Source organism: Pseudomonas sp. Marseille-QA0332 (assembly GCF_054950175.1).
The window spans coordinates 1082824-1108352 of sequence record NZ_CM143106.1; the positions used below are offsets into that span (position 1 = coordinate 1082824).

Consider the following 25529-nt stretch of genomic DNA (forward strand, 5'->3'; position numbering starts at 1 on the left):
CTCGCCTGGCTGTCCGTGTTCTAGGCACTGGACATTTCGAGGCGGGTCATGACAGGACGGGGTCGACCGCTGCTGGCAGTGGAGCAGTTGTGCAAGTCGTTCAGCACGGCCCAGGGCAGCCTGCCGGTGTTGCGCGGGGTGGACCTGTGCCTGGAGCGCAGGGCCAGCCTCGCACTGATGGGTGAGTCGGGCAGCGGCAAGAGCACCTTGCTGCACCTGGTCGCCGGCCTAGATCGGGCCGACAGCGGGCGAATCCTGATCGATGGCCAACCGCTCGAAGGTCGCTCCGAGGCGCGGCTGGCGCGTTGGCGGCGAGAAGGCATTGGCCTGGTCTTCCAGCAATACAACTTGATCAGCAGCCTGGACGTGGCCAGCAACCTGGCTTTCCAGGCACGTCTGGCCGCCCGCCACGACCCTGCCTGGGTCGAACACCTGGCCGCTCGGCTGGGCCTTGCCGCACTGCTTCGCCGCTATCCGGAGCAGTTGTCCGGCGGCCAGCAACAACGGGTGGCGATCGGTCGCGCCTTGGCCAGCAGGCCGTCGTTGCTGCTGGCGGACGAGCCTACCGGCAGCCTGGACGAGGCCAGCAGCGACGAAGTGCTCGAGCTGATGCTGCAACTGGTCGATGAGGCTGGCAGCAGCCTGCTGATGGTGACCCATAGCCAGCGGCTGGCCGACCGTCTCGAGCGCTGTTGCTTCCTGCAGGCCGGCCGCGTGCGGGGCGGGGCGGTCTGATGGGCACCTTGGCGATCACCCTGCGCGCACTGGCGAGCCATTGGCTGCGCCACCGCCTGCAGTTTTTCTCGATCTTCACCGGCTTGTGGCTGGCCACCGCGCTCTGGACCGGCGTACAGGCACTCAACCAACAGGCACGCAGCGACTATGCGCGGGCCAGCGCGGTGCTGGCCGCGCCAGGGCAGATGCAGCTGCTGGCGCGCGACGGACAACGTTTCGAGCAGGCCCTGTATGTGCAACTGCGCCGGACCGGCTGGGCGCTGACGCCGGTCCTGGAAGGCAGCTTGAGCCTGGCTGGCGATTCGCCACGCAGTGTCCGGCTGATCGGTATCGAACCGCTGAGCCTGCCGCCAGGCTCGAGCCTGGTCGGCGCCCAGCTGGAAGATTTCGACCTGCAGGGATTCATCGGTGCTCCCGGGCAGACCTGGGTCGCGGCGGATACCTTGCACCAGCTTGGCCTGGCGGCGAGCGCTCGGGCTGAGGACAGCCAAGGCCGGCAACTGCCGCCTTTCGTGGTCAAGCCTCAGCTCGCGCCGGGAGTGATGATCATGGACATCGGCCATGCCCAGGCCCTGCTCGGGGCGCCGGGGCAAGTTTCGCGCCTGGTGCTGGCCCGCCAGGGCCGGACCCTGCCAGCCAATGTCGCGGCGCGCCTGGTCATGCAGCCGGGCAGCGATGAGGGCGACCTGCAACGGCTCACCGACAGTTTCCATCTCAACCTCACCGCGCTCGGCCTGCTGGCCTTCGTCGTCGGCCTGTTCATTGCCCACGCAGCCATTGGCCTGGCCCTGGAGCAGCGTCGTGGTCTGATCCGCACCCTGCGCGCCTGCGGGGTCGGCCTGGTCGTGCTATTGGGCAGTCTGGCCCTGGAGCTGGCGTTGTTCGCCGTGCTCGGCGGGCTGGCCGGGGTCACCACCGGCTACCTGCTGGCCGCTGCGCTGCTGCCTGATTTCGCCGCCAGTGTCCGTGGCCTGTACGGCGCGCAAGTGGCCGGCCAGTTGCACCTGCCGCTGGCCTGGTGGGTAGCCGGCGTCGGAGTCAGCGTGCTGGGAGCACTGACCGCGGGCGTTGGCAGCGTCGTGCGTGCCGCGCGGCTGCCCTTGCTGGAGCTGGCCCGGCCGCAGGCGTGGCGCCTGGCCCAAGGTCCGTGGCTCAAGCGACAGGCCCTGGCCGGCAGCCTGCTGACATTGCTGGCGCTGGCTTGCTGGCGTGAGGGCGACAGCCTGGCCAGTGCCTTTGCCTTGCTGGCCGCCTTGCTGCTGGCCGCGGCCCTGTTCTTGCCGAGCTTGCTCGAGGGCCTGCTGGCCGGCCTCGCCCGGATATGCCGCAGGCCATTGGCCGAGTGGTTCATCGCCGATTGCCGACAACAGCTGCCGGCGCTTGGCCTGGCGCTGATGGCGCTGCTGCTGGCCTTGGCCGCCAGTGTCGGGGTCGGGAGCATGACCGAAGGCTTTCGCAAGACCTTCGTCGGCTGGCTCGACCAGCGCCTGTCGGCCGAGCTTTACCTCAATCCGGCAAGCACCGCGCAAGGCGTGCAAATCGTCGACTGGTTGGCCGCCCAACCAGCCGTGGCGGCCGTCTCGCCTGCCTGGCGAGTCGAGGCACGGGTGCAAGGCTGGCCAGTCCAGTTGCAGGGCGTCGCCGATACCGCCTACTACCGTCGGCATTGGCCGTTGCTGCAACACCTGCCCAAGGCCTGGGAGCAGCTTGCCAGCGGCGAGGCGATCATGCTCAGCGAACAGCTGGCTCGCCGTCTGCGGGTGCAGCCAGGCGATGCCGTGCGCTTGCCGGAGAATGGCTCGGCGTCGCTACAGGTGGCGGGCATCTATGCCGACTATGGCAACCCCAAAGGGCATCTGCTGGGCAGTGCCGACTGGCTGCGCGAGCATTGGCCGCAGGCCAGGCTGGCGAGCATCAGCGTGAGCCTGCCCGCCGGACAGGTGGCGGCGCTCAAGGCGCAGCTGCAGCAGGCCTTCGCCCTGGACGACAGCCGCCTCATCGAACAAGCCGCATTGAAACGCTGGTCGACCGAGGTGTTCAGCCGCACCTTCGCCGCCACCGCCGCGCTCAATAGCCTGACCCTGGGAATCGCCGGGGTGGCGCTGTTCATCAGCCTGCTCACCTTGAGCCAGAGCCGCCTGGCCCAACTGGCGCCGCTCTGGGCGCTAGGCGTGCCACGCCAGCGCCTGGCCTGGCTGACGCTTGGCCAGACCCTGCTGCTGAGCAGCTTCACCGTGGTGCTGGCCGTGCCCCTCGGGCTACTGCTGGCCTGGTGCCTGGTGGCCGTGGTGAACGTCCAGGCCTTCGGCTGGCGCTTGCCGCTCTACATCTTCCCTGGACAACTCGCGCAACTGGTCATGCTCGGCGGATTGACCAGCCTGTTGGCCAGCGCCTGGCCCTTGTGGCAGTTGGCAAGACGCCAGCCGAGCGAACTGTTGAGGCCTTTCGCCAATGAAACCTAGATGTTCGATCGTGCTGCTCGCTGCCTGCCTGGCTGCCTGCGAACAGCCTGCGCCCGAGCCGAAGGGGTTCGCCGGGCTCGGCCAGGACGCGACGGCCTTCAGGCAGGTGGTACGCGGCCAACCACTGGCGTTCCCCCGCGACCACGGCGCCCACGACGGTTTTCGCATCGAATGGTGGTATGTCACGGCCAATCTCGAGGACGCCGATGGCCGCCAATGGGGCGCCCAGTGGACCCTGTTCCGTTCCGCCCTGCGGCCCGGACCTGAACGTAGCGACTGGGGCAGTCCCAACCTCTGGCTCGGTCACGCTGCCCTGACCGGCCCCGACGGGCATCGCTCGGCCGAAACCCTGGCGCGCGGCGGCATCGGCCAGGCCGGCGCCGAGGTAGCGCCTGTGCGTGCCTGGATCGATGACTGGGTCCTGGAGGCAGCGAAGGGCGGGCAGGGCATCGAACGCTTGCGCATGACGGCCAAGGGGCAGGACTTTGGTTATGACCTGACCCTGCGCAGCGACCGGCCGCTGGTGCTGCACGGCGATCAGGGCTACAGCGAGAAGTCCGGACAGGGTCAGGCCTCGTATTACTACAGCCAGCCGTTCTACCAGGTCAGCGGCGCGGTCGAACGCCAAGGCCAACGCATACCGGTCAGCGGCCAGGCCTGGCTCGACCGCGAATGGAGCAGCCAGCCGCTGGCGGCCGGGCAGTCGGGCTGGGACTGGTTCTCGCTGCACCTGGACAGCGGAGCCAAGGTGATGCTCTTTCGCGTGCGTGAAGCGCGCGGCCAGCCCTACTACGCCGGCACCTGGATCACGCCGGACGGCAAGGCCAGGCCTCTCGCTCGCCAGCAGATCCGCCTGCAGGTGCTGGAGCGGACCACGCAGGCCAATGGACGCCAGGTGCCGACACGCTGGCGGGTGCGCATCGTCGAGCCGCAACTGGATGTGCAGGTCCAGGCCATGGAACCGCGGGCCTGGATGCAGACCCGTTTCCCCTACTGGGAAGGTCCGGTGCGGGTCAGCGGCAGCGTGGCAGGGCGTGGGTATCTGGAGATGACGGGGTACTGAGGCGATCCGGCGAACCTGCCGTCGAGCCGTTTGCCTGTTGTCGACAAGGACGCTTTCCAGGTCGATGTTAAACCGCGAGCGGGTCTGGAACCTGCTTGCGCTTGATGGGTTTCACCCGCAAGGCATCTGCTCACAGCAGGATGTAATCGCTACGCGCCACGACTTGGGCATGCGGCCCTTGCACCAGGTGGACGAACACACCGGCAACCTGGTCTATCGCCAGGCAGTCATCCACATCGACCAAGGCATCGGTATGCGGTTTGAGCCAGGCGGACTGCATGCGCTGCTTGCCAAGCGCCTTGGCTTCCTTCCTGCTGGCGGCTACCAGCAGCAGGTACCGGTGGGCTTCGCCGAAGGTGTGTGGCTCGTAGCCGCCAAGGTTGATGAAGTACAAGCGTGGCGCGCCAGCCGCTGGCGGCTCCTGGCGCAGCTCGACGCGATAGCCATCCACGCCGGCGACTTCCAGCCAGGAATCGATGTGCAGGCCTTTTGCAGCGCCGAACCAGGCACTGCGCAATTGTGGGTAAGCCTGCTCGAGCGAGTCGGCCTGGACGAATAGCACATCGTGGACTTCGATCTTGGCGCCGGGGTGACGACCGCCGAGCATGACGACGTAGAGCATGGACGTTCCGTGAGTGTGAGTGGCGCCTATGGCGCAGGATGGACGGATCGACACCAGGCTTTTTTCGCTCGGGTCAGTCGCGTTCGGCCGCTGCCGATGTGCCGAGCGGCGCACGCATCCCTACCGGCTCGAGCTTTCCATCGCGGCCCAGGTGATAGCGGTGCAGGTCGCGGGCCAGGATCAGCTCGCCGCTGTACACGGCGCGGGCTTCCTCGCGTACGTCCTCGATCGATGGGCTGCGCCGAGGGTTGTCCTGGTAGCGGGCGCTGAAGTGGCTCAGCACCAGGTTCCTGACCCCGGCATGCTCGGCGAACGCTGCGATCTTCGCTGCGGTGCTGTGGCCGTAGGTCTCGTGGGTGCGGGCGATCACCGGCTCGGTGAAGGTCGCCTCGTGGACCAGCACATCGGCCTGCTTCGCGGCCTCGCTGAGCAGGGTCGGCGTGTCGTTGTCGCCGCAGACGATGACCCGCTGCGGTGCGCGCGCGGCCAACAGGTAGTCCCGCGCCTGCAGTTGCCGGTTGCCGTGCATCACGCTACGCCCGCGCGCCAGCTCACCCCACAGCGGGCCGCGCTCGATGCCCTCGGTCTGCAGGCGCTGTACGTCGAGGCGCGGGTTCGGGTCGTTCTCGGTGAACACGAAGCCATGGCTCGGCACGCGGTGCGACAGCCTGACCGTGTCCACCTGCACGTTGCCCCGTTGCCAGGCGACGAGGCTTTCCACCGGATGCAGCTGCAGGTCGAACGGCAGGCGCGATTCGCTCACCGCCAGGCTCAGGCGCAGCCAGTCGTGCAAGGCCGCCGGCAGGGTCAACTCCAGCGGTTCGGTGCGGCCGGTGGCGCCTGCGCTGCTGAGCAGCCCAGGCAGGCCGAAGCAGTGATCGCCATGCACATGACTGATGAACACGCCGCGCAGGTCGCGCAGCGACAGCGGGGTGCGCAGCAACTGGTGCTGGGTCGCTTCGCCGCAATCGACCAGGTACCAGCCCTTGCCCGACGATTCGATGACGGCGGTGGCGCTGACATTGCGTGCCCGCGTGGGCAGGCCGGCCGAGGTGCCGAGAAACAGCAGGTCCATGGTTGACTCCCTTCTGCACCGATCATGGCGAGTTCCATTGTCACTATGACCACGCGCGTCGATGCAGGTGCGGCTGAATGTGAGCCCGCCTGGCGGATGCGTTCAAGGCAACAGGCAGACCAGGCGCGGTTCGAGGACTTCGCTGTCCAGCTCGAGCAGGGCCAGTGTCACCGGCAGCTTGAAGCGTCGTGGTCCGGCACTGCCAGGGTTGAGGTACAGGCATTGGCCTTGCCAGCGAAACAGCGGCTTGTGCGAATGACCGGTGACCACCAGTCCGGTCCGTTCGCCGAGCAGGGCCGGGACATCGACGATGTCATGCACCAGCAGTGTCTCGACGCCGCCAAGGTCCAGCAGGCGATGATCGGGAATGGCGGCAGCCCAGGGCGCGTGCAGGTCGTTGTTGCCTCTGACCACCTCGAGCGGTGCCAGGGTCGCAAGCTGCTCGAGGATGTCCGGGTTGCCGATGTCGCCGGCGTGCAGTATCCGCTCGCAGCCGGCCAGCGCGTCGAGCGCCTCGGGGCGCAGCAGCCCGTGGGTGTCGGAAATGATGCCAAGCTTCATGGGGGTCAGGCTCATGTGGTCCATCTTGGCGATGGACCGAGCATGACCGGCAAGCGTTCACTGCCGTGCGCACTGGACGCGCCGCCAGGCCGCCGATGCCGCCTGGCTTCGCAGGCGCTGCGCCTTTGCTGCAAGGGCAGCGGCCCGTTCGTCTTACAGCGCTACCGCCGGCATCAGGGGCGCCTGCTCGCGACGGATGCTGGCCAGCGGCACGGCCACCAGCAGCAACGTCAGCACGACGGTGACGCCGATGCCCCAGGCGGCCAGGGTGAACCCGCCGAGTGAAATCAGCCCGCCGGAGATCGCCGGGCCGACCGCCAGGCCCAGGCTGAGGAAACTGCTCGCAGCCGCCACCACCCGGCCTTCGCGATCCAGCGCCGCGGCCAGGCCGGTCAGGTAGCTCAGGGCATAGAAGTAGGTGATGCAGATGGTCATCACCCCCGCGGTGTAGAGGGTCTTGGAGTGCTCGCCAAGCACGTAGCTCAGGCTGGTGGCGCCCGTCAGCAGGACAGCCAGGATCACTGGCGTGCTCATGCCGAAGCGTTTGCCGACCATGGCCGCGATCAACGGACCGACCAGGCCCACGACCGATTGCACCGACAACAGCACGCCCAGCTCGTCGCCACTGTAGCCCACCAGGGTACCGATGCGTTCGACGAAGGCCCAGCCCATGGTGTCGCGGGCCTGGAACACGAACATGGCGAGCATCATGCAGATCGCTGGCAGGCTGGTCAGCACCTTGCCGGCTCGGTTGTGGCCGGCACGGGCCAGCGGGCACGCCTCGAGCACTGGCGCGCGCTGCTGCATGGCCGGGATGGCCAGCAACATCACCGCCATGGTGCCGGCCATGGCGTAGTACAGGCCCGATAGTCCGTACAGGGCCATGACCTTGGCGTAACCGAGCATCACCACGATCATCAGCGCCACCGACAGCACGTTCATGTGTCCGGCGACCCGGTCCGGATGGCGTGCGCTGGCCACCGCGGCGTTGCCGCAGGCCAAGGCCAGGCCAGCGCCGATGCCGGCCAGGCAGCGCATCGCCGCCAGCGCCGGTATGCCGTCCAGGTGGGCGCTGGCCAGGTTGGCGACGATGGCCAGCAGCGTGCCGCCCAGGGCCAGGGTGCGTCGCGGCGCGCGACCCATCAACGGCGCCACCAGCAGCGAGGCGAGCATGGTGAAGCCGAACTCGGCCGACATCAGCAAGCCGGCCTGTGCCTCGTTCAGTTGCAGGTCATGGATCACGGCGCTGATCAAGAACGGCAGGGCCCAGAGCCCGAGCAAACCGACCCCGTAGGCCGAGGCGGCAGCCGAGAACACCAGGCTCCAGCTCTCCGGCAGGACATTTCGTATTGTTTTCATGGGTGATCCCTGGATGGCTAGCACACGATGGAAAGGAGGCGCGCCGGTCAGGGCGCGCAGGGGAGGGAACGTTTATTGCTGGCTTTCATCGACCGGGGTGCCGTCGTCGTACTGCGACAGCCAGGTGACCATGGCGTCCCGATAGCGAGTGAAACCCTTGTAGTCGACCAGTTCCTGGTCCAGGTCGCGGATCACCCGATGCATGCGCTTGGCCCACTGCGGCGCATACTCGGCCAGCTGCTCGAGGCTGACCAGGTAGGTGCGTACCGGGAACAGCACGGCGTTGCTGCGCGGCAGGCGATGCAGCGGCTGCAGCTCGATGCGCAGGTTGACCAGCTTGCCGGCATTCTCGGCCGTGACGATGGTGCGGTCGGGCGCCCACTCGGGCAAGGTTTCAGCCGAGGTTTCCAGGCGCGGGTTGACCGTGATCGACCAGTTGGTGCGCCGGACCGGATGGCCAGGACGCAGGCGCAGCAGGAACTTCAAGGCGCGCTGCAGGATACCCATTTCGTGCAGCTTGGGCACCGGGCCGTGGAATTCCATGAAGCTCATGCCCAGGTTGAAGCGCAGCGAGTAGTCAGCACGCTGGGTCGCCATGCCGGCACCCATCACCAGGGTCTCGTCGCGCTCTTCGAGGAGGATGAACTCACCCTGGGCCTGGCGCGTGATGTACTCCATCGGATCCATCGGCAGGGTGCTGGCATCGCCGAAGGTGAAGGTATCGTCGATCTGCAGCGGACGGTTGATCCAGTGCCACTGGCTGCCCTGCTTTTCCAGGGTGAAGTGCTCGGGGAAGTCGCGCGAGTAGCATTCCATGAGCAGCTCGAGCAGGTCCCACTGGGCCTCCATCATGTGCGGCAGCGCGGCGTAGTGCACCCCCGGCTGGCTGTCCAGGGTCCTGGCGCGATGGTGACATTCGGAGATGTAGTGTTCGTCGATGTCGAACTGCGCGCGCAGCGCGCCGTTGCCGAACGGGACATGCGGCTCGACGTTCATCGAGTACATGTACTGGTCTTCCGGGTAGGGGAAGGGTAGGCGCAGGACCGCTTCGCGGCTGTTGCTGTAGGTGTAGTCGTCGGAGTAGGTTTCGATCGGCTTGAATACGGTCATCTTGTTGTTCTCCTGTCAGAGGTCCACGACCAGGCGGCTGCAGTTGGCACGTGATACGCATGGCATGAATTTGCGCTTGGCGAGCTTGTCTTCCTCGCTCAGCCAGTCGTCGCGGTGGTCCAGCTCACCGTCGATTTCCAGCACTTCGGTCTCGCAGTAGCCGCAGGCACCGCCCCGGCACAGGTAGGGCACCTTGTAGCCGGCCTGCTCGGCGGCCTCGAGCAGCGATTGCTCGGCGGGTACTTCGATGGTCACGCCCTGACGCGCCAGGGTGACGCTGAACGGTTGGCCGGTAGAGCCTTGCTCGACGAAGCGTTCGTAGTGGATGTGGCTGTCGGTCCAGCCCAGGGCATGGGCGCTGTCGAGGGTATCGTCGATCATGCTGTCGGGCCCGCACACATACACGTGGCTGCCCAGCGGGCGGTCGGCGAGGATCCGGCGGATGTCCATGCGTGGATCCTGGCCTTGCACATGCAGGTGGACACGATCGCCGTAGCGGGCCTTGAGTTCCTCGCCCAGCGCGGTATGTTCCGCACCGCGCACGGCCAGGTGCAGTTCGAAGGTCGATTGCTTGAGCTGCAGTTCCTCGAGCTGCGAGTACACCGGGGTGATGCCCACGCCTCCGGCGATGAACACGTGCTGGCGGGCATGCTTGGCCAAGGGGAAGAGGTTGGCGGGCTGCAGGATCTGCAGCAGGTCGCCTTCGGCCACTCGTTCGTGCAGGTGGCGTGAACCCCCGCGACCGTCGGCGACCCGGCGCACGGCGATCTGATAGGCGCTCGAATCGTAGGGCGAACTCATCAGCGAGTATGCGTTGCGATGGGTCCGCCCAGCGTCCTCGAGGACCACCACCACGTGGCTGCCACCGGAGAATGCCGGCAAGTGCCGCCCCTCGGGGTCGACCAGGGTGAAGCGCTTGATCTCCGGGGTGAGCGTCTCGATCCGAGCGACGCGCACGCTGAGCGTGCCGTTATGGGTATTCATGTGTCGAGCTCCTCGGCAGCTGGCAGTTCGCCAGGGACTTCGCCGTCGGCCTTGATGCCCTGGAAGGCGGCCAGGCGTCGGGAATAATGGTCACGTACCACCAGGTCGAGCTGGCAACCTGGGCAGGTGAAGACCCGATGGGTCACGTTCTCGGTATAGGTGTCGCAGTGCGCGCACCAGACTCGCCGCACCAGGGTGCCGCTGTGCTCGCGCAGCACCTCGTCTCGGGTCAGGTCCACGGCATTGGCGGCCTGCATGGCTGTGCCAATGAAGCTTTCCGAGCCGCTCAGGTACAGGCGCAGGCCCATGTGGGCGGCTTTCAGGCGCTCGCCCAGGGCTTGGATCAGTGCCTGGTTGGTCGGGAACACTTCCAGGCGCGCGGCCTCGGTCGCTTGCAGCGCCTGCAGGTGGTCATGCCCGGAAAACGACTCGGTCGAGTAGAGCAGCGTGCTGTTCTGGCGCTGGGCCGGCGACATTTCCTCGATCAGGCGCAGCATGGCCGCGCCGCCGCTGCCCTGGCCGGCGACCAGGTGGCGAAGTCCGCCAGCCATCGGTTGCAAGCGATCGTAGACGGGGCGGCTCTTGATGCCGGTGATTAGCATGGTGACAGACCTCCAGATTCGTTACCGCCAGCGTGGCGCCGGGTAACAGGAATCGCTGTTCAAGGCTCATGCAGGATTCAAAGCAGGACCCATGCCATATTGCCTATGGTTTTATATGTTTTGTTTCGTGGGCAAGAATCAGGTATTGGAAGGCTTCAAGACTCGCCGTGGAAGCGGCTCGCTGCTCCATGCAGGTGCGCTGCGCCCCGCTTTGGCGCGCAGCGCAGCCTGTCAATGCTTGAACATGACGTGACGCACGCAGGTGTAGTCTTCCAGCCCGTACATGGACATGTCTTTGCCGTAGCCAGACTGCTTCATGCCGCCATGCGGCATTTCGCTGACCAGCATGAAGTGCGTATTGACCCAGGTGCAGCCATACTGCAGGCGGGCAGCCAGGCGGTTGGCACGACCGATGTCGCAGGTCCATACCGACGAGGCCAGGCCGTAGTCCGAGTCGTTGGCATAGGCCAGGGCCTGGGCCTCGTCGGTGAAGGGCGTGACGCTGACGACCGGGCCGAAGACTTCCCGCTGGACGATCTCGTCGTCCTGGCGAGCGTCGGCCAGCACGGTCGGCTCGAAGAAGAAGCCAGGGCCTGCCACGCGCTTGCCACCAGCGACCACGCGGATGTGCGGTTGGGCTTTGGCGCGTTCGACGAAACCTTCGACACGTTCCAGGTGGTCGCGGGTGATCAGCGGGCCGAGCTCGGTCCGTGGGTCGTCCTGCAGGCCGTGGCGCAGGCTGGAAACCGCTTCGGCCAGTTTGCCGACGAACGCTTCGTATACCCCCTGCTGGACATACAGCCGGCACGCGGCGGTACAGTCCTGCCCCGCGTTGTAGAAGCCGAAGGCACGAATCCCTTCGACGGCGGCATCGATGTCGGCGTCGTCGAAGATCAGCACTGGCGCCTTGCCGCCCAGTTCCATGTGGGTGCGCTTCACGCTGCTGGCCGTGCCGGCGATGATGCGCGCGCCGGTGGCCACCGAGCCGGTGAGCGATACCAGGCGGACCTTGGGGTGATTGACCAGCGGTTCGCCGACGCTTGGCCCGCGGCCGAAGAGGATGTTGACCACACCGGCCGGGAACAGCTCGGCCAGGATCGGCGCGAGCGCCAGGGCGGTCAGCGGAGTCTGCTCGGAAGGCTTGAGCACCACGCAGTTGCCGGCAGCCAGGGCGGGCGCCAGCTTCCAGGCGAGCATCATCAGCGGGTAGTTCCACGGGGCGATGGAGGCGACGACGCCAAGCGGGTCGCGACGGATCATCGAGGTATGCCCAGGCAGATACTCGCCGCCGGCCGAACCGGACAGGCAACGGCTGGCGCCAGCGAAGAAGCGGAACACATCGGCGACGGCCGGGATCTCGTCATTGAGCGCGGCCAGGTAGGGCTTGCCACAGTTCTGCGACTCGAGGCGCGCGAACGCCTGCGCCTGGTTCTCGATGCGATCGGCGAGCTTGAGCAGCAGGTTCGCGCGCTCCTTCGGTGGCGTCTGTGACCAGCCCTCGAAGGCGCGATCGGCGGCGCGCACCGCTTCGTCGACCTGGGCAGCGCTGGCTTCGGCGATGTCGACCAGCACCGAACCGAGGGAAGGGTTGACGACCGCGTAGGGGCTACCTTGCCCCTCGACCAGTCGGCCGTCGATCAGGAGTTGTGTGTGCATGGCGTGGTCCTTGGTCTGTCTTGTCGTTGGAATACAGAGCATAGGTGCTGGCGAGGACGCCTGCGCCTTAAACATTTGAAACCATATCTTAAACCTGTTTGCTTGCCAAGCCGTGTCACAATATGCGTTTTCAGCTGTGAATTGGCGTCGGTCGACAGTATCGGTACAAACGCCTTCGCTATAAGATATGGTAACGAACCTTTTGACAGGCCTGCCGATGGCCTCGCAACGCTCGACAGGAGAGGCAATGACTGCCCTTGACAGTGCCAGAAACATCTTCTTCATCCGGCTGCCGCAGGAAGGGCGCACGGACGAAGTCGCCCGCAGGCTGATGGAGGCCATCGAGCTGGGCTTGTTCGCCGAAGGGCAGCAGTTGCCCAGCGAGGCCGAGCTGGCCCTGCAACTTGGTGTCGCTACCGTCACCTTGCGCGAGGCGCTGGTGGTATTGCGTCAGCGCGGCTTGATCGAGACCCGGCGTGGACGCAATGGCGGCAGTTTCGTCTGCGCTCCCGTGGAGTTGCCCGAGACCCTCCTGCTTCAGCGCCTGCGTGACATGAGTGGACCGGACTTGCGTGACCTTGGCGATGAACAGACCGCCATTTCCGGCACTGCGGCGCGCCTGGCGGCCAAGCGCGGTTCCCGCGAACAGCAGGCGCGCATTGCCCAACACATCGAAAGCCTGCGCCAGGCCGGTACCCGCCTGGCTCGCCATCGTGCCGATGCCCGCTTTCACATCGAGGTCGCGGCGGCGGCCCAATCCCTGCGCCTGACGCATGCGGAAATGCGCCTGCAGGCCGAGGTTGGCGAGCTGCTCTGGCTGGAAGCTGCCGGGGGCGGGGACGTCGCAGTGGTCGAACAGGAGCATCGGGCGATCCTGCAGGCGCTGACCAACGGTGATGCGGTCCTGGCCGGCGCGCTGGCCGAGGCCCATGTCAGCCGCGCTATCAAGCGGCTGATCAGCTTGCGCTTGGAACTGCTGGCCGAGGCCGACCCGGCCTGAGTGCGAAGCGCCTGGATTGGCGTGGTTATTGCCTGATATTGCTGCAAAGCCCTGGCCGACCGTCAGGGTACAACCTACAAGAACAAAGCCGAACCTGCGTGAGGTAATGCCATGTTTGCCCTGAGCGACACTGATCCGCTATCGACCTGCGCCAAGCAGCTCGACAGCACCCTGGGAATTCTTTTCGACCAGGTCCGCCAACTGGTCGAGGATGCTCGGGCCGTATGGGAGAAAGTGCTCTGCGAGAATCGCCAGCCCACCGCTCGCGACCTGGCCACGCTGCGTCCGGCCATCGATCGCGAGCTGCTGGCCACCGGTGCCTTTGGCTGTGGCGGCGGGGTGATCGTCGAGCCGGGACTGATGGCCGACCGGGAAATGCACCTGGAGTGGTGGTACCTGGCCGACGCGGGCAAGACCTTGCCCCTGCGTCCGAACTTCGACCGTCGCCGCGAGAATTTCTATGACTACATGGCCATGCCGTGGTACAGCCGGCCGCGCGCATCCGGCAAGCCGGTGGTCGAAGGGCCCTATGTCGACCTGTACGGCACCAACATGTATGTACTGACCTTCACCATGCCGATCTTCGTTCGCGAGCGCTTCGTCGGTGTCGCCGGCCTGGACCTTTCGCTGCACAACCTCGAGCGACTGCTGGTGCGCAGCCTCATGCGTCTCGAGCACGAAGCGGTGCTGATTTCCGCCGATGGCCGGGTCATCGCCTCCAACACGGTCAACTGGATGGTTGGCGACCTGGCCTTGGCACTGCTCGACAGCATGCCACTGGACGGCGTGCGCCTGGCGCTGGCCGAGTCCGAAGCGGGCTGGTCGCTGGTTCGCCTGCCGGCCTTGCGCAAGGCTGCGGCCTGAGCGCAAGGCCGGTTGGCACGGTCCCGAACCTTTTGCTGGCGATGCTATCGAAAAAAGACCAGTGGCTAGAGGAGTACCGAGCGATGAATCCAGAAACCGCGGGCACGGAAGAACAAGGACCGAATCGGGTTCCGTTCATCAACGATCCGGACAAACCTTCTTCGCGCGGGCGTGACGAGCAGCTCGACGATCAGGAAGACGACGCCTCGGCCGAAGACGAGCCCGCCCGCCTTTAACACGGTTGACTTCGTCAGCTTTCTCGTCCGGCAGATCCAGGGGCTGCGTTGCAGCCCATCGCGACCGCCTCGCCGCTCCGGCGGCGGCCGCTTCCGGGGGGCGAGCCTGCTGACAGCTACTCCCTCAACTTGCGCTCGACTTGCGCATTCTTCCGCTCGAGGGCCTCGACGTCCTGCTCCAGTACCTTGGTGCTGGTCGGTGTCACTACCTTGTCGAAATCACGCTCGGGGCCTCGATCCTCCTCGAGGCTGCGTTCAACCACGTTGACCGGCTTGCCCTCGGCATCGGTCGGCGGGGCATTGTGGGGCTTGGCTGGGTTGCGGTGTTGGTCGCTCATGACGTTCTCCTGTTTACTTGCGAATTAGAGAGCCGGCCCGGTGGCAGAGTTCGGTCGATCTGGCGCCTGGGGGCAGGATCAGCCTTGCCGGGCCGGCTTGCCACGGAAATGATCGAGCCCTTCGACAGCTGGCAGTTTCACCGGCTGGCCGGTGCGGGCACTTTCGTAAATCGCTTCCATCAGCTTGTGGTCCTGCAAGCCTTCCTCGCCTGGCGTGAACGGCTCGCTGCCATCGAGTACGCAGCCGGCCATGTGATCGAGCTCGGCGGCGAACTGGTTGTTCGGTTCGAGCATCAGTTCGCTGTTGCGCGTGGCATCGTCGGCGCGCTCGATCAGCGACAGCCGCTGGCCCTGATAGGCGAAAGCGTTGGGCATGTCCACCACCGCGCCCTCGAGGTTCAGGCGCTGGTACTTGTCGTCCCGCCCACCATAGCTGGTCAGGCAGTTGGCCACCGTGTGCGACGGGAAACGCAGCGTGAACTGCACGGTTTCCTCGACTTCGGCGAAGCGCGGGTCGCCGGCCGGCGAATAGGTGCAAGCGTAGATCTCGACCGGCTCTTCACCGGTGATGAAGCGAGCGGTGTTCAGGCAGTACAGGCCGATATCCACCAGTGAGCCACCACCGGCCATGGCTTTCTTGTGGCGCCACTGGAGATGCCCATCGGCGGCGACGGTCTGGGTATTGATGCCGTGGTAGGCCACCAGACGGCCGTGCTTGCGGCCGCGCACCAGCCGCCTGGCGTGATGGTTGAACGGCTCGTACTGGATACGATAGGCCACCATGAGCTTGACCTGGGCCTGGCGACAGGCGTCGACCATGGCCTGGGCATCGGCCGAAGACACGGACATGGGTTTTTCCGTCAGCACATGCTTGCCAGCCTTGGCGGCGCGCTCGCAGAACGAGCGATGCATCGCATTGGGCAGGACGATGTACACCACCTGCACCTCGGGGTTGTCGCCGATACGGTCGAAATCTTCGTAGCTGTAGCAGGCTTCACGCTTGATGCCGTACTGCCTGGCCACCGCTTCGAGCTTGTCCGGGGTGCCGGATACCAACGCCACTGGCCTGGCCTTGAGCGACTTGGCGAAGGCCGGCAGGATCTCTTCGAGCGACAGGCGGCCCAGCCCGACGATGGCGAAGCCCACGCGCTGCTCGGGCGGCAGCGGGGCTGGCGGTGGTGCCGACGGGGTGTCGGCCGGGCCGCGCCAGGGCGGAAACTTGACGCTGCCATTTTCCACCTTGCCCACATCGACCGGCGTGGGCGGGATGAGTCTGTCGGCGAGCGCCGGTGGCGTGGCGGCGACCGCGGCGCCAGCGGCCATGAGCTTGCACAGCAGGCGGCGATTGAGCTGGGGCGAGGTATCGGACATCGGCATTGCTCCTTCGGTGACAGGGCGTCGGATCGGTACGACTGGTGCGCTAGCCGCCAGCGCGAACACCACTGCGCAGGTCAGTGCCGGTCGGTCCCGACTCTTGTACCTGACCGGCAAGCGGCGCTGCGGGTTTCATCGGTCACGCCTGCACCAGGCGCAGCACCGCATCGGCGAATGCCGCCGGAGCTTCCTGCGGGACATTGTGTCCGGTGCCGCCAAGCACCTCGCGCAGGAAAGGGCCGCTGAACCCTCGCACGGCATCGGCCTGGGCCTGCACCGGCATGACACCGTCATCGGCTCCGGCCAATACGATGGCGGGCACGCCGATCGTCGGTCGCAAGGTCAGTCGCCGTTCGATGGCCTGGTAGCGCGGGTCGCCAGGCACCAGGCCGAAACGATGCCGGTAGGAATGCACCACCACATCGACGAAGTCAGGATTGCTGAAGGCTGCCGCGGTGGCCTGAAAGGTGGCCTCGTCGAAGCGCCAGGTGGGCGACCACAGCCGCCACAGCAGCCGCGCGAAGGCGTTGCGATCGGCTTGGAGCCCACGGCGGCCGCGCTCGCCGTGCAGGTAGTACTGGTACCACAGGCGATGCTCGAGTTCCGGCGTGGCGGGTTGGCCGGAGGCGGCGATGTCCTGAATGTTGTAGCCCGGTTCGCAACTGACCAGCCCGACCACGCGCTGCGGCCACAGCGCGGCCACGATGCTGGCTGCCCGACCACCCCAGTCGTAGCCGGCCAGCACCGCGCGTTGCAGGCCGAGAGCATCGAGCAAGGCCAGCAGGTCGGCGCCAAGGGCAGCCTGCTCTCCCGAGCGGGACGTGCCGGGATCGAGAAAGCGCGTGGCGCCATAGCCGCGCAGATAAGGCACGAGGCAGTGGCAACCTGCCTCGGCAAGACGCCGGGCCACCTCATCGTAGGCATGGATGTCGTAGGGAAAGCCATGCAACAGCACTACCGCGGGGCCGTCGGCTGGGCCCTGTTCATGATAGGCGACACTGAGTACGCCTGCCGTGATGGTCCGAATGTTCATGCGCGTGTCCTGGCTGCTGCCGACACCAGGCTTGGACCACGACGGTGAGCATCAGTCGCTCGCCGGTCCGACAGCCGCCGCGTCGATCCGACGAGGCGCTGCCCGCGGGCTCAGTTGAAGCCGGTCACCGCATGGGGCACGTAGGGCGCCTCGAGGCGCGAGACTTCAGCGTCCGACAGCGTCAGTTGCAGCGCGGCGATGGCATCGTCCAGGTGTGCAGGCTTGGATGCGCCGACGATCGGTGCCGAAACGCCGCGCTGGCGCAGCACCCAGGCCAGGGCCACTTGGGCCATGGGAACGCCACGTTCCTGGGCGACTTGCTCGACCACGTCGATCACTCGACCGTCCTGCTCTTGCGTGGCCTCGTAGAACGAGCGGCCGGACACGTCGCTGCGGGTGCGTACCGTCTGCTGGCCCTGTGGGCGGGTCAGGCGGCCACGGGCCATCGGGCTCCACGGCATCAGGCCCACGCCCTGGTCGAGGCACAACGGGATCATTTCGCGCTGCTCTTCCCGATACAGCAGGTTGAGGTAGTTCTGCATCGACACGAAGCGGGTCCAGCCATGCGTGGCCGCGACGTGTTGGGCCTTGGCGAATTGCCAGGCATACATGGACGAGGCGCCGATGTAGCGGGCCTTGCCGGCCCTGACCACGTCGTGCAGCGCTTCCATGGTTTCCTCGATGGGAGTGTGGTAGTCCCAGCGGTGGATCTGGTAGAGGTCGACATAGTCGGTGCCCAGACGTGTCAGGCTGGCGTCGATACCGGCCAGGATGGCCTTGCGCGAGAGCCCCTGTTCATTGGGCCGGGTCGCGCCTTCCCACATGTTCGCCGGATAGAAGACCTTGGTGGCGATGACCGCTTCGTCGCGGCGGATGAATTCCTTGAGCAGCTTGCCGAGAATGAGCTCGGAGGTCCCTGCCGAGTAGCTGTTGGCGGTATCGAAGAAGTTGATCCCCTGGTCGACGGCGTGGCGGACGATCGGTCGGCTATCGGCCTCGCCAAGGGTCCAGGGATGGGTACCGGCATCGGGTTCGCCAAAGGTCATGCATCCCAGGCAGAGCCTGGAGACATCCAGGCCTGTAGTGCCGAGCTTGACGTATTGCATGTGCTTCTCCTGTCGATCGGAAGACTGTCGGCCAGAGTGGCCGCAGTCACGATGACAAGGTTAGCGGCGCGGCGGTCGTGCGGGAATTCCAGGGATACGCAGGCGTCGTTTGCAAAAATGCACAAGGGGCCTGCTGAAAACACCCGTCATGGTGCTGGAAGCACGGCCATGCCGTCATGCCCACAGGCCGGTGACGTCATCCCCGCTCGATCAGCATCGCCACACCCTGGCCTCCGCCTATGCACAGGGTGGCCAGGCCCTTGTGCGCGTCCCGCCGGATCATTTCATGCAGCAGGGTCACCAGCACTCGGCACCCGGAGGCACCGATGGGATGGCCCAGAGCGATGGCGCCGCCATTGACGTTGATCTTGCTCGCGTCCCAGCCCAGTTCCTGGCCGACCGCCAGGGCCTGGGCGGCGAACGCCTCGTTGGCTTCGATCAGGTCGAGCTGATCGAGCGACCAGCCGGCCTTCTCGAGGCAGCGGCGGGTCGCCGAGACCGGGCCGATGCCCATCAGCGCCGGGTCCACGCCCGCGCTGGCGCTGGCCTTGATGCGCGCGAGCACCGGCAGCCCGAGCGCGGCGGCCTTGCTCGCGCTCATCAGCAATACGGCGGCGGCGCCATCGTTGAGGCTCGAAGCATTGCCGGCCGTCACCGTGCCATCGGGCTTGAATGCCGGCCTGAGCTTGGCCAGCGATTGCAGGCTGGTTTCGGCGCGCGGCTGTTCGTCCGTGTCGAAGCGCAGCGGCTCGCCCTTGCGCTGGGGGAGCAGGATCGGGGTGATCTCGTCGGCGAAGCGACCGGCCTCGATGGCCGCCGCGGCCTTCTGTTGCGAGGCGGCGGCGAAGGCATCCTGGGCCTCGCGGCTGATCGCGTACTTCGCCACCAGGTTCTCGGCGGTGACCCCCATGTGATAGTCGTTGAACGCATCCCACAGACCATCGACGATCATGCTGTCGAGCAGTTCGGCATGCCCCATGCGCAAGCCGGTACGTGCCTTGGGCAGTACATAGGGCGCCAGGCTCATGTTTTCCATGCCGCCAGCGATCACCACCTCGGCCTCGCCGCAACGGATGGTCTGGGCGCCGAGCTGGACGGCCTTGAGCCCGGAACCGCAGACCTTGTTCAAGGTCAACGCCGGCACGGCATGCGGCAGGCCGGCCTGGACGGCGGCCTGGCGCGCGCTGTTCTGCCCGCTGCCGGCGCTCAGTACGTGGCCGAGGATCACCTCGTCGACCTGGGCGGCATCCAGCCCGGTCTGTTCCAGCAGGCGGCGGATCACCGCCGCGCCCAATGTGGTGGCTGGCGTACTGCTCAGGCTGCCCTGGAAACTGCCGATGGCGGTACGGGTGGCGGCGACGATGACGACATCTTGCATGACGATGTTCCTGTAGCGATGGAAGAAGGAGCCGATCGCGAGGACTGGCCTGGGTTGCAAGCCCCCGCGCTGCCAGGGGTTCAGAAGGTCATTTCACGTACGGCGGGCGAGATGCGCAGCCGGCCTGCGGTCTTCTCGACGATTTCCTCGATGCTGACGCCTGGGGCGTGTTCGTGCAAGATGAAGCTGCCGTCCTCGATGGTCAGGTAGCCCAGGTCGGTCAGTACCTTGCGGATGCAGCCACAGCCAGTCAGGGGCAGGCTGCAATGCTCGAGCAACTTGGACTCGCCATCCTTGGAGGCGTGGGTCATGGTGACGATGATGTTCTCGGCACCGGCGACCAGGTCCATGGCGCCACCCATGCCCTTGACCAGCTTACCGGGGATCATCCAGGAGGCGATGTTGCCACGTACGTCGACTTCGAAGGCACCGAGCACGGTGAGGTCGACATGCCCGCCACGGATCATCGCGAAGGACTCGGCCGAGGAGAAGATCGCCGCGCCGCGGCGGGCGGTGACCGTCTGCTTGCCGGCATTGATCATGTCGGCATCGAGTTGCGCTTCGTCAGGGAAGGGGCCCATGCCGAGCAAACCGTTCTCCGATTGCAGCATCACGTCGATCCCCTCGGGTACATGGTTGGCGACCAGGGTGGGAATGCCGATGCCGAGGTTGACGTAGTAGCCGTCCTTGAGCTCGCGAGCCACGCGTTGGGCCATTTGTTCACGGGTGAGGGCCATGGAAATCTCCTGGAATGACGGTCAGGCACGCAGGGTGCGTTTCTCGATACGTTTTTCGAAGCGGCCCTGGATGATGCGATCGACGTAGATCCCAGGGGTATGGATGTGCGCGGGGTCCAGCTCGCCGGGTTCGACGATTTCCTCGACCTCGACCACGGTGATCCGCCCAGCCGTGGCCATGACCGGGTTGAAGTTCTGCGCCGTGTGGCGATAGATCACGTTGCCGAAGTGATCGGCCTTCCAGCCTTTGACGATGGCGAAATCGCCGGTGATGGCCGGTTCGAGGATATAGTGCCGGCCATTGATCTGCCGCGCCTCCTTGCCTTCGGCCACTGGCGTGCCGTAGCCGGTGGCGGTGAAGAACGCCGGGATGCCGGCGCCGCCGGCGCGCAGTTTTTCCGCCAGGGTGCCTTGGGGCGTGAGTTCCACTTCCAGCTCGCCACTGAGCAGTTGCTGTTCGAACAACGCATTCTCGCCGACATAGGAGGCGATCATCTTGCGGATCTGGCGGTCCTCGAGCAGCACGCCGAGGCCGAAACCGTCCACGCCGCAGTTGTTCGAAACCACCGTCAAGTCGCGCACGCCGAGCCGGCGGATCTGCTCGATGAGGTTTTCGGGAATGCCGCACAGGCCGAAGCCGCCAGCCAGTACCGTCATTCCATCCGTCAGTCCAGCCAGGGCCTCGCTGTAGCTGTCCACGCGTTTGTCCAGTCCGCTCATGTTCTTGTGCCTGTCGTGGTGAGGGGTAGGCACAGCTTCATCTTCTCGACGTCATTTGTTAATTTTGTTTTTCCTTGCCATTCATTTGGGAAACCAATCAATGACGGTTCGCCAGTTACGTGCGTTCCTGGCCGTGGCCCAAAGCCTGAGCTTCGCTCGCGCTGGCGAGCGGCTGCATCTGTCGCAGCCGGCCTTGAGCCTGGCGATCAGGAACCTGGAAGAGAGTCTCGGTGGACGCCTGCTGGTGCGCACCACGCGCAGCGTCGCCCTGACCCCCGAGGGCGAGGTGCTGCTGCCGATCGCCCGGCGTCTGCTGGCCGAGTGGGACGACGCCGAAGACACCTTGCGCCAGCACTTCACCTTGCAGCGCGGCCGCGTCTCGGTCGCCGCCATGCCCTCGTTCGCCTGCAGCTTGCTGCCGCAGGTGCTCAGGTCGTTCAAGGCCCGTCATCCAGGCATCGATGTGGCGGTCCACGACGTGGTCAACGAGCAGGTCTGGGACATGGTGCGGACCCGCCAGGTGGAGCTGGGCATCGGCTTCGAACCACCGCAGACGCTGGGCATGCGCTTCTCGGCGCTGTACGTCGATCGTTTCATCGCCGTGATGCCGAAAGACTCGCCGCTGGCGGCGGCCGGGCAGGTCACCTGGGGCGAGCTGCTGCGGTTTCCTTTCATCACCTTGCAGCGTCCCTCCACGGTGCGGGAACTGTTGGAGGAGGTGCAGCAGTTCCAGGTCGCTTTCGAGTGTCACCAGTTGGTCACGGTGGGCAGGATGGTCGCCCAGGGGCTGGGCGTGAGCGTGGTTCCGGAGCTTTGTCGTGAGCAGATGCAGTCACTTGGCGCGTGTTGCCGCGCCATCAGCGGGCCCAATGTGGAAAAGCCGGTCGGGGTGCTGTTCCCGCCCGGTCATGAGCTGTCGGCGGCGGCCAGCGGGCTTGCCGAAAGCCTGCAAGGCGCGGCCCCGGGCAGCCAGCTGCGTCGCGGCTGCCCCGGCTTGCCTGGTTGAACGCGCCACCTGCGAGACCGCCGCGCGCGGCCTTCACGCGCGCAGCAGGGGGCGCACCTGCTGGACCAGAAAATCCGTCACCGCCTTGATGCGCGGCGCAGCGCGGACGTCTTCGTGCACCGCCAGCCAGATTTCGATGCTCATCGAGCGATCCTGCTCGCCGGCGCGTTCGAGCCCGTGCTCCTTGGCCATGAAGGTCGGCAGACAGGCAATGCCAATGCCGCCGGCCGCTGCCTGTGCCTGGATCCGCAGGTCGTTGCTTTGCAGGGCGAAGGGGCGGTCGCCGATCTGGCCGAGCAACCACTGCTGCTGCGGCGAACGCTCCTGGGACTCGTCGTAACCGATGTAGCGGTGCGGATCCGCGCCACGCAGGTAAGCTGGCGAAGCGTAGAGCCGGTAATCGAGGTGGCCCAGCAGGCTCGCCACCAGCGTCGGCTCGGTGGGCCTGGCCAAGGTGATCGCCACGTCCGCTTCCCGACGCGCCAGCGAAGCCCGCGACTTGCTGCCGACCAGCTTGAGCTGCAGGCGCGGATGGCGCTGATACAGGTCGCCGAGCCTGCGCGCCACCATGCTGCCAAGCAGCGCTGGCGGGGCGGCGATCACCACCTGGCCTTCGACGGCCTGTTGTCCGGCGCTGGCGAAATGCTCCAGGGCGAACGATGACTGCAGCATCTGCTCGGCGAACTCGCCGACCCGTGCACCTTCTTCGGTAAGCGCGTAGGCCCTGGGGCGGCGGTCGACCGGCTTGAGCCGCAACGCCGTTTCCAGCGAGGCGATCCGCCGCGCCACGGTGGCATGGTCGACACCCAGGGAGCGGGCGGCGCCAGCGAGTGATCCCGAAGCGACATAAGCCGAAAAATGACGCAGGTCTTCCCAATCGAACATTTCAAACCCCTGGAACTGTGGCTCCATGATACGGACTCGGCCGCGCCGGCTGAAGGGTCTGACTCGGCTCCGGTGACGACGGCGTGCAGGCATGGGCCGGTGCGGTCGTGAACTTTCCTCGGCGCTGTTCTCTCGAAATACTCAGACACATATGCCTCGGGCGAGACGATCCATGTTCCATCTTCATTGTCCTGCATGCCGCTTGGGTAGAACTGCACCGGCGTTGGCTGGACGGCCGGCTTGATGGAACTCGCCGACGCCGCTTCCGGACTGCTGGCCGCTCGTTTGCAGTTCGCCATCAGCATCGGCTTCCATATTGTCCTGGCGGCTTTCAGCATCGGCCTGGCGCAGGGCCTGATGGTGCTGGAGGCACTCTGGTTGTGGCGAGGCAATGCCCATGCCATGGAGGTCTACCGCTTCTGGCTGAAGCTGTTCGCGCTGACCGTGGCGGTGGGTACCGCTTCGGGGCTGGTCATGGAATACCAGTTCGGCCTGAACTGGTCGCGGCTGTCGCTCAAGGCCGGTGAGGTCATCGGGCCGTTGATGTTCTACGAAGTACTGGTGGCATTCTTCGTGGAAGCGGGGTTTCTCGGGGTCATGCTGTTCGGGCTGAACAAGGTCGGGCCCAGGCTGCACTTCATGTCCACTTGCGCGGTCGCCATCGGCTCGCTGGTCAGCGCCTTCTGGATCCTCTCGGCCAATTCCTGGATGCACACGCCGGCCGGCTATTCCATCGCTGGCGATGGGCGTTTCATCGCCGAGGACTGGTGGGCGATCATCTTCAACCCGTCCTTCCCCTACCGGCTGACGCACATGCTCATCGCAGCGCTGCTGGGCAGCGCGAGCATGGTGGCCGGGGTCGGTGCCTGGCAGCTGCTGCGCGAGCCAGGCAATCCGCGCGCGCGCCTGCAGTATTCGATGGCGCTCTGGACGATCGCGGTGCTGGCCCCGCTGCAGGTGCTGATCGGCGACCTGCATGGGCGTCACACGCTCGAAGTGCAGCCGATCAAGGTCGCCGCCATCGAGGGGTCCTGGCAGCGACCGGCCGAGGGGCAGGGCGAGCCACTACGGCTGTTCGCCCTGCCGGACATGGAGCGCCAGCGCAATCATCTCGAGCTGGCCGTGCCACGGCTAGGCTCGCTGTACCTGCGTCACGACCTGACTGGCAGCATCGCCGCGCTCGATGAATTCCCACCGCAAGACCTGCCGCCGGTCCCCGTGGTGTTCTTCGCCTTTCGCATCATGGTCGGCCTGGGCCTGCTGATGCTGGCCCAGGGGATCGCCAGCCTGGTGCTGCGCGCGCGAGGACGTCTGTACCAGGCGCGCTGGCTGCAGCGCACCAGCCTGGCCCTGGCGCCGGCCGGCTTCCTGGCCATGCTCGGCGGCTGGGTGGTGACCGAGGTCGGCCGCCAGCCGTTCACGGTCCATGGGCTGCTGCGCACGGCCGACAGCCTGTCGCCGGTGGCAGGGCAGACCGTGATGGCGACGACGGCGGGCCTGCTGGGATTCTATGTGCTGGTGTTCGGGGCCGGCTTGTGGCTGCTGTTGCGCCTCGCCGGCCGGCCACCGCGCGCCGCCGAGCCGGGTCCGCAACCCGGGCCGGATGAGGGGCGCTGAGCATGTTCGGCATCGACGGGCTGACCCTGCTCAGTGGTGCGGCGCTGGCGTTCGCGCTGCTGACCTATGTCCTGCTCGACGGCACCGACCTGGGCGTGGGATTGCTCATGGGCAGCAACCCTCGGCCTGACGAGCGCGCCACCATGGTGCTGTCGATCCTGCCGGTGTGGGATGCCAACGAAACCTGGTTGGTACTGGCCGCGGGCGGTTTGCTGGCGCTGTTCCCCGCAGCCTATGCCATCCTGCTGCCGGCGCTGTACTTGCCCCTGTCGCTGATGCTGATGGCGCTGATCCTGCGTGCCGTGGGCCTGGAGTTTCGCGAGCAGGTGTCGCGCAAGCGCCTGGCTGACGGAGCGCTGCTGGCCGGTTCGCTGCTCGCCACGGTCTGCCAGGGCATAGCCCTGGGCACCTTGCTGCAGGGCGTGCCCCAGGCCGCCGGACAGTATGCCGGCAGTGGCTGGGAGTGGCTTTCGCCGTTTCCCCTGGCTTGTGGCCTTGCCCTGACGCTGGGCTACCTGTGGCTGGGCGCCTGCTGGCTGTACTGGCGCTGCGACGGGGCGTTGCAGCGCCGTTCCGGGCGTCAGGCGCGGTGGCTGGCGGTGCTGGTGCCGGTGCTGCTCATCGCAATGCTGGCTTGGGCAGCGGCGTTCGACGCGCGTTACGCTGCGCGTCTATACCACCCCTGGTTAGCGGCCCCAGCGTTGCTCGTCCTGCTTGCGTTGTCGGCAGGATTCCAGCGTGCCTTGCATGGCGCTCGGGATCATCTGCCTCTGTTCGCGGCGCTGGGCATGGTCTGCGTGTCCTCGCTGGTGCTGGTGATCATGGTATTCCCGTCGATCGTGCCGCCGGATCTGAGCCTGGGGCAGGCGCACGCAGCGCCCGCCACCCAGTGGTTCATGCTGGTCGGGTTCATGGTGATCGTTCCCGTGACATTGGCCTACAACACCTGGGGTTTCCGGGTGTTCGCCGGCAAGATTCGCTCCTAGCAGGTCTGTTTGGGTACGGT

The 25529-nt window shown here is 66.3% G+C and carries 25 protein-coding genes; 9 read left to right on the forward strand and 16 right to left on the reverse strand.

Translation table 11 applies throughout. The annotated features are described in order from the left end of the window. Window positions 1-69: 69 nt before the first annotated feature. Genes ACY8GK_RS05250 through ACY8GK_RS05260 form a run of 3 tightly spaced genes read left to right on the forward strand, consistent with a single transcriptional unit; the run spans window position 70 to window position 4260 of the window. Window positions 70-735, forward strand: a complete 666-nt coding sequence (locus ACY8GK_RS05250; RefSeq protein ID WP_196174945.1) for an ABC transporter ATP-binding protein — start codon at window positions 70-72, stop codon at window positions 733-735. After that, window positions 735-3197, forward strand: coding sequence for an ABC transporter permease (locus ACY8GK_RS05255; RefSeq protein WP_462402506.1), 2463 nt, complete (start codon window positions 735-737; stop codon window positions 3195-3197). The genes ACY8GK_RS05250 and ACY8GK_RS05255 overlap by 1 nt, the downstream gene beginning before the upstream one ends. Further along, window positions 3187-4260 carry a lipocalin-like domain-containing protein gene (locus tag ACY8GK_RS05260; RefSeq protein WP_462402507.1) on the forward strand — a complete coding sequence of 358 codons (1074 nt, stop codon included), beginning with the start codon at window positions 3187-3189 and terminating at the stop codon, window positions 4258-4260. The genes ACY8GK_RS05255 and ACY8GK_RS05260 overlap by 11 nt, the downstream gene beginning before the upstream one ends. Window positions 4261-4390: 130 nt before the next feature. Here ACY8GK_RS05260 and ACY8GK_RS05265 read toward each other — a convergent pair whose 3' ends face one another. The 8 genes from ACY8GK_RS05265 to ACY8GK_RS05300 all read right to left on the reverse strand — a co-directional run bounded on the left by ACY8GK_RS05265 (window position 4391) and on the right by ACY8GK_RS05300 (window position 12229). Continuing rightward, window positions 4391-4882: a DUF1543 domain-containing protein gene (locus tag ACY8GK_RS05265; protein ID WP_196174746.1), complete on the reverse strand. Its 492-nt coding sequence runs from the start codon at window positions 4880-4882 to the stop codon at window positions 4391-4393. 73 nt (window positions 4883-4955) lie between these two features. Then, window positions 4956-5957 (reverse strand): MBL fold metallo-hydrolase, encoded by a 1002-nt coding sequence (locus ACY8GK_RS05270; protein WP_462402508.1) that lies wholly within the window; start codon window positions 5955-5957, stop codon window positions 4956-4958. A 102-nt stretch (window positions 5958-6059) separates the two neighbouring features. Continuing rightward, window positions 6060-6518: a metallophosphoesterase family protein gene (locus ACY8GK_RS05275; RefSeq protein WP_462402984.1), complete on the reverse strand. Its 459-nt coding sequence runs from the start codon at window positions 6516-6518 to the stop codon at window positions 6060-6062. 153 nt (window positions 6519-6671) lie between these two features. Further along, window positions 6672-7877, reverse strand: coding sequence for an MFS transporter (locus ACY8GK_RS05280; protein WP_462402509.1), 1206 nt, complete (start codon window positions 7875-7877; stop codon window positions 6672-6674). Between the two features lie 72 nt (window positions 7878-7949). Further along, on the reverse strand, window positions 7950-8987 hold the full coding sequence (locus ACY8GK_RS05285; protein ID WP_196174743.1) for a heme-dependent oxidative N-demethylase family protein: 1038 nt from the start codon (window positions 8985-8987) through the stop codon (window positions 7950-7952). A gap of 15 nt (window positions 8988-9002) precedes the next feature. Further along, window positions 9003-9971, reverse strand: a complete 969-nt coding sequence (locus ACY8GK_RS05290; protein ID WP_196174742.1) for a PDR/VanB family oxidoreductase — start codon at window positions 9969-9971, stop codon at window positions 9003-9005. Continuing rightward, the gene (locus ACY8GK_RS05295; protein WP_462402510.1) at window positions 9968-10573 is read right to left on the reverse strand and encodes a dimethylamine monooxygenase subunit DmmA family protein; all 606 of its coding nucleotides are present in this window, start codon (window positions 10571-10573) and stop codon (window positions 9968-9970) included. The genes ACY8GK_RS05290 and ACY8GK_RS05295 overlap by 4 nt, the downstream gene beginning before the upstream one ends. Before the next feature lie 231 nt (window positions 10574-10804). After that, window positions 10805-12229, reverse strand: coding sequence for a gamma-aminobutyraldehyde dehydrogenase (locus tag ACY8GK_RS05300; RefSeq protein WP_196174740.1), 1425 nt, complete (start codon window positions 12227-12229; stop codon window positions 10805-10807). Between the two features lie 247 nt (window positions 12230-12476). On the opposite strand from ACY8GK_RS05300, the gene ACY8GK_RS05305 reads away from it, so the two are divergent. From ACY8GK_RS05305 to ACY8GK_RS05315, 3 genes are all read left to right on the forward strand, one after another. Then, complete coding sequence (locus ACY8GK_RS05305; protein ID WP_462402511.1) at window positions 12477-13229, forward strand: FadR/GntR family transcriptional regulator; 753 nt, start codon at window positions 12477-12479, stop codon at window positions 13227-13229. Between the two features lie 111 nt (window positions 13230-13340). After that, a complete protein-coding gene (locus tag ACY8GK_RS05310) occupies window positions 13341-14093 on the forward strand; it encodes a cache domain-containing protein (protein ID WP_462402512.1) in 753 nt (250 codons plus the stop codon). An 83-nt stretch (window positions 14094-14176) separates the two neighbouring features. Then, window positions 14177-14329 (forward strand): hypothetical protein, encoded by a 153-nt coding sequence (locus ACY8GK_RS05315; protein ID WP_462402513.1) that lies wholly within the window; start codon window positions 14177-14179, stop codon window positions 14327-14329. Between the two features lie 116 nt (window positions 14330-14445). Here ACY8GK_RS05315 and ACY8GK_RS05320 read toward each other — a convergent pair whose 3' ends face one another. The 7 genes from ACY8GK_RS05320 to ACY8GK_RS05350 all read right to left on the reverse strand — a co-directional run bounded on the left by ACY8GK_RS05320 (window position 14446) and on the right by ACY8GK_RS05350 (window position 21015). Further along, window positions 14446-14667, reverse strand: coding sequence for a hypothetical protein (locus tag ACY8GK_RS05320; RefSeq protein ID WP_196174737.1), 222 nt, complete (start codon window positions 14665-14667; stop codon window positions 14446-14448). A gap of 78 nt (window positions 14668-14745) precedes the next feature. Next, window positions 14746-16038, reverse strand: a complete 1293-nt coding sequence (locus tag ACY8GK_RS05325) for a Gfo/Idh/MocA family protein (protein WP_462402514.1) — start codon at window positions 16036-16038, stop codon at window positions 14746-14748. Window positions 16039-16180: 142 nt separating this feature from the next. Next, on the reverse strand, window positions 16181-17074 hold the full coding sequence (locus tag ACY8GK_RS05330) for an alpha/beta fold hydrolase (RefSeq protein ID WP_462402515.1): 894 nt from the start codon (window positions 17072-17074) through the stop codon (window positions 16181-16183). Between the two features lie 110 nt (window positions 17075-17184). Then, on the reverse strand, window positions 17185-18180 hold the full coding sequence (locus tag ACY8GK_RS05335) for an aldo/keto reductase (RefSeq protein ID WP_196174735.1): 996 nt from the start codon (window positions 18178-18180) through the stop codon (window positions 17185-17187). 196 nt (window positions 18181-18376) lie between these two features. Further along, window positions 18377-19558 (reverse strand): acetyl-CoA C-acetyltransferase, encoded by a 1182-nt coding sequence (locus ACY8GK_RS05340; protein ID WP_462402516.1) that lies wholly within the window; start codon window positions 19556-19558, stop codon window positions 18377-18379. A gap of 80 nt (window positions 19559-19638) precedes the next feature. Further along, window positions 19639-20295 carry a CoA transferase subunit B gene (locus ACY8GK_RS05345; RefSeq protein WP_196174733.1) on the reverse strand — a complete coding sequence of 219 codons (657 nt, stop codon included), beginning with the start codon at window positions 20293-20295 and terminating at the stop codon, window positions 19639-19641. 21 nt (window positions 20296-20316) lie between these two features. Beyond that, window positions 20317-21015 carry a CoA transferase subunit A gene (locus ACY8GK_RS05350; RefSeq protein ID WP_196174732.1) on the reverse strand — a complete coding sequence of 233 codons (699 nt, stop codon included), beginning with the start codon at window positions 21013-21015 and terminating at the stop codon, window positions 20317-20319. 100 nt (window positions 21016-21115) lie between these two features. On the opposite strand from ACY8GK_RS05350, the gene ACY8GK_RS05355 reads away from it, so the two are divergent. Next, entirely contained in the window at window positions 21116-22021 is a 906-nt protein-coding gene (locus ACY8GK_RS05355; RefSeq protein WP_196174731.1) for a LysR family transcriptional regulator, read from the forward strand. Between the two features lie 33 nt (window positions 22022-22054). Here the strand turns inward: ACY8GK_RS05355 and ACY8GK_RS05360 are convergent, their stop codons facing one another. Beyond that, window positions 22055-22906, reverse strand: a complete 852-nt coding sequence (locus ACY8GK_RS05360) for a LysR family transcriptional regulator (RefSeq protein ID WP_462402517.1) — start codon at window positions 22904-22906, stop codon at window positions 22055-22057. Window positions 22907-23149: 243 nt separating this feature from the next. On the opposite strand from ACY8GK_RS05360, the gene ACY8GK_RS05365 reads away from it, so the two are divergent. Beyond that, a complete protein-coding gene (locus tag ACY8GK_RS05365) occupies window positions 23150-24523 on the forward strand; it encodes a cytochrome ubiquinol oxidase subunit I (RefSeq protein ID WP_462402518.1) in 1374 nt (457 codons plus the stop codon). A 2-nt stretch (window positions 24524-24525) separates the two neighbouring features. Then, the gene (cydB, locus tag ACY8GK_RS05370; protein ID WP_462402519.1) at window positions 24526-25509 is read left to right on the forward strand and encodes a cytochrome d ubiquinol oxidase subunit II; all 984 of its coding nucleotides are present in this window, start codon (window positions 24526-24528) and stop codon (window positions 25507-25509) included. Window positions 25510-25529 lie beyond the last annotated feature (20 nt).

Coding starts and splice junctions, on each gene's coding strand:
- ACY8GK_RS05255 (WP_462402506.1), top strand. CDS start 735: ATGGGCACCTTGGCGATCACCCTGCGCGCACTGGCGAGCCATTGGCTG.
- ACY8GK_RS05260 (WP_462402507.1), top strand. CDS start 3,187: ATGAAACCTAGATGTTCGATCGTGCTGCTCGCTGCCTGCCTGGCTGCC.
- ACY8GK_RS05265 (WP_196174746.1), bottom strand. CDS start 4,882: ATGCTCTACGTCGTCATGCTCGGCGGTCGTCACCCCGGCGCCAAGATC.
- ACY8GK_RS05270 (WP_462402508.1), bottom strand. CDS start 5,957: ATGGACCTGCTGTTTCTCGGCACCTCGGCCGGCCTGCCCACGCGGGCA.
- ACY8GK_RS05275 (WP_462402984.1), bottom strand. CDS start 6,518: ATGAAGCTTGGCATCATTTCCGACACCCACGGGCTGCTGCGCCCCGAG.
- ACY8GK_RS05280 (WP_462402509.1), bottom strand. CDS start 7,877: ATGAAAACAATACGAAATGTCCTGCCGGAGAGCTGGAGCCTGGTGTTC.
- ACY8GK_RS05285 (WP_196174743.1), bottom strand. CDS start 8,987: ATGACCGTATTCAAGCCGATCGAAACCTACTCCGACGACTACACCTAC.
- ACY8GK_RS05290 (WP_196174742.1), bottom strand. CDS start 9,971: ATGAATACCCATAACGGCACGCTCAGCGTGCGCGTCGCTCGGATCGAG.
- ACY8GK_RS05295 (WP_462402510.1), bottom strand. CDS start 10,573: ATGCTAATCACCGGCATCAAGAGCCGCCCCGTCTACGATCGCTTGCAA.
- ACY8GK_RS05300 (WP_196174740.1), bottom strand. CDS start 12,229: ATGCACACACAACTCCTGATCGACGGCCGACTGGTCGAGGGGCAAGGT.
- ACY8GK_RS05305 (WP_462402511.1), top strand. CDS start 12,477: ATGACTGCCCTTGACAGTGCCAGAAACATCTTCTTCATCCGGCTGCCG.
- ACY8GK_RS05310 (WP_462402512.1), top strand. CDS start 13,341: ATGTTTGCCCTGAGCGACACTGATCCGCTATCGACCTGCGCCAAGCAG.
- ACY8GK_RS05315 (WP_462402513.1), top strand. CDS start 14,177: ATGAATCCAGAAACCGCGGGCACGGAAGAACAAGGACCGAATCGGGTT.
- ACY8GK_RS05320 (WP_196174737.1), bottom strand. CDS start 14,667: ATGAGCGACCAACACCGCAACCCAGCCAAGCCCCACAATGCCCCGCCG.
- ACY8GK_RS05325 (WP_462402514.1), bottom strand. CDS start 16,038: ATGTCCGATACCTCGCCCCAGCTCAATCGCCGCCTGCTGTGCAAGCTC.
- ACY8GK_RS05330 (WP_462402515.1), bottom strand. CDS start 17,074: ATGAACATTCGGACCATCACGGCAGGCGTACTCAGTGTCGCCTATCAT.
- ACY8GK_RS05335 (WP_196174735.1), bottom strand. CDS start 18,180: ATGCAATACGTCAAGCTCGGCACTACAGGCCTGGATGTCTCCAGGCTC.
- ACY8GK_RS05340 (WP_462402516.1), bottom strand. CDS start 19,558: ATGCAAGATGTCGTCATCGTCGCCGCCACCCGTACCGCCATCGGCAGT.
- ACY8GK_RS05345 (WP_196174733.1), bottom strand. CDS start 20,295: ATGGCCCTCACCCGTGAACAAATGGCCCAACGCGTGGCTCGCGAGCTC.
- ACY8GK_RS05350 (WP_196174732.1), bottom strand. CDS start 21,015: ATGAGCGGACTGGACAAACGCGTGGACAGCTACAGCGAGGCCCTGGCT.
- ACY8GK_RS05355 (WP_196174731.1), top strand. CDS start 21,116: ATGACGGTTCGCCAGTTACGTGCGTTCCTGGCCGTGGCCCAAAGCCTG.
- ACY8GK_RS05360 (WP_462402517.1), bottom strand. CDS start 22,906: ATGTTCGATTGGGAAGACCTGCGTCATTTTTCGGCTTATGTCGCTTCG.
- ACY8GK_RS05365 (WP_462402518.1), top strand. CDS start 23,150: ATGGAACTCGCCGACGCCGCTTCCGGACTGCTGGCCGCTCGTTTGCAG.
- cydB (WP_462402519.1), top strand. CDS start 24,526: ATGTTCGGCATCGACGGGCTGACCCTGCTCAGTGGTGCGGCGCTGGCG.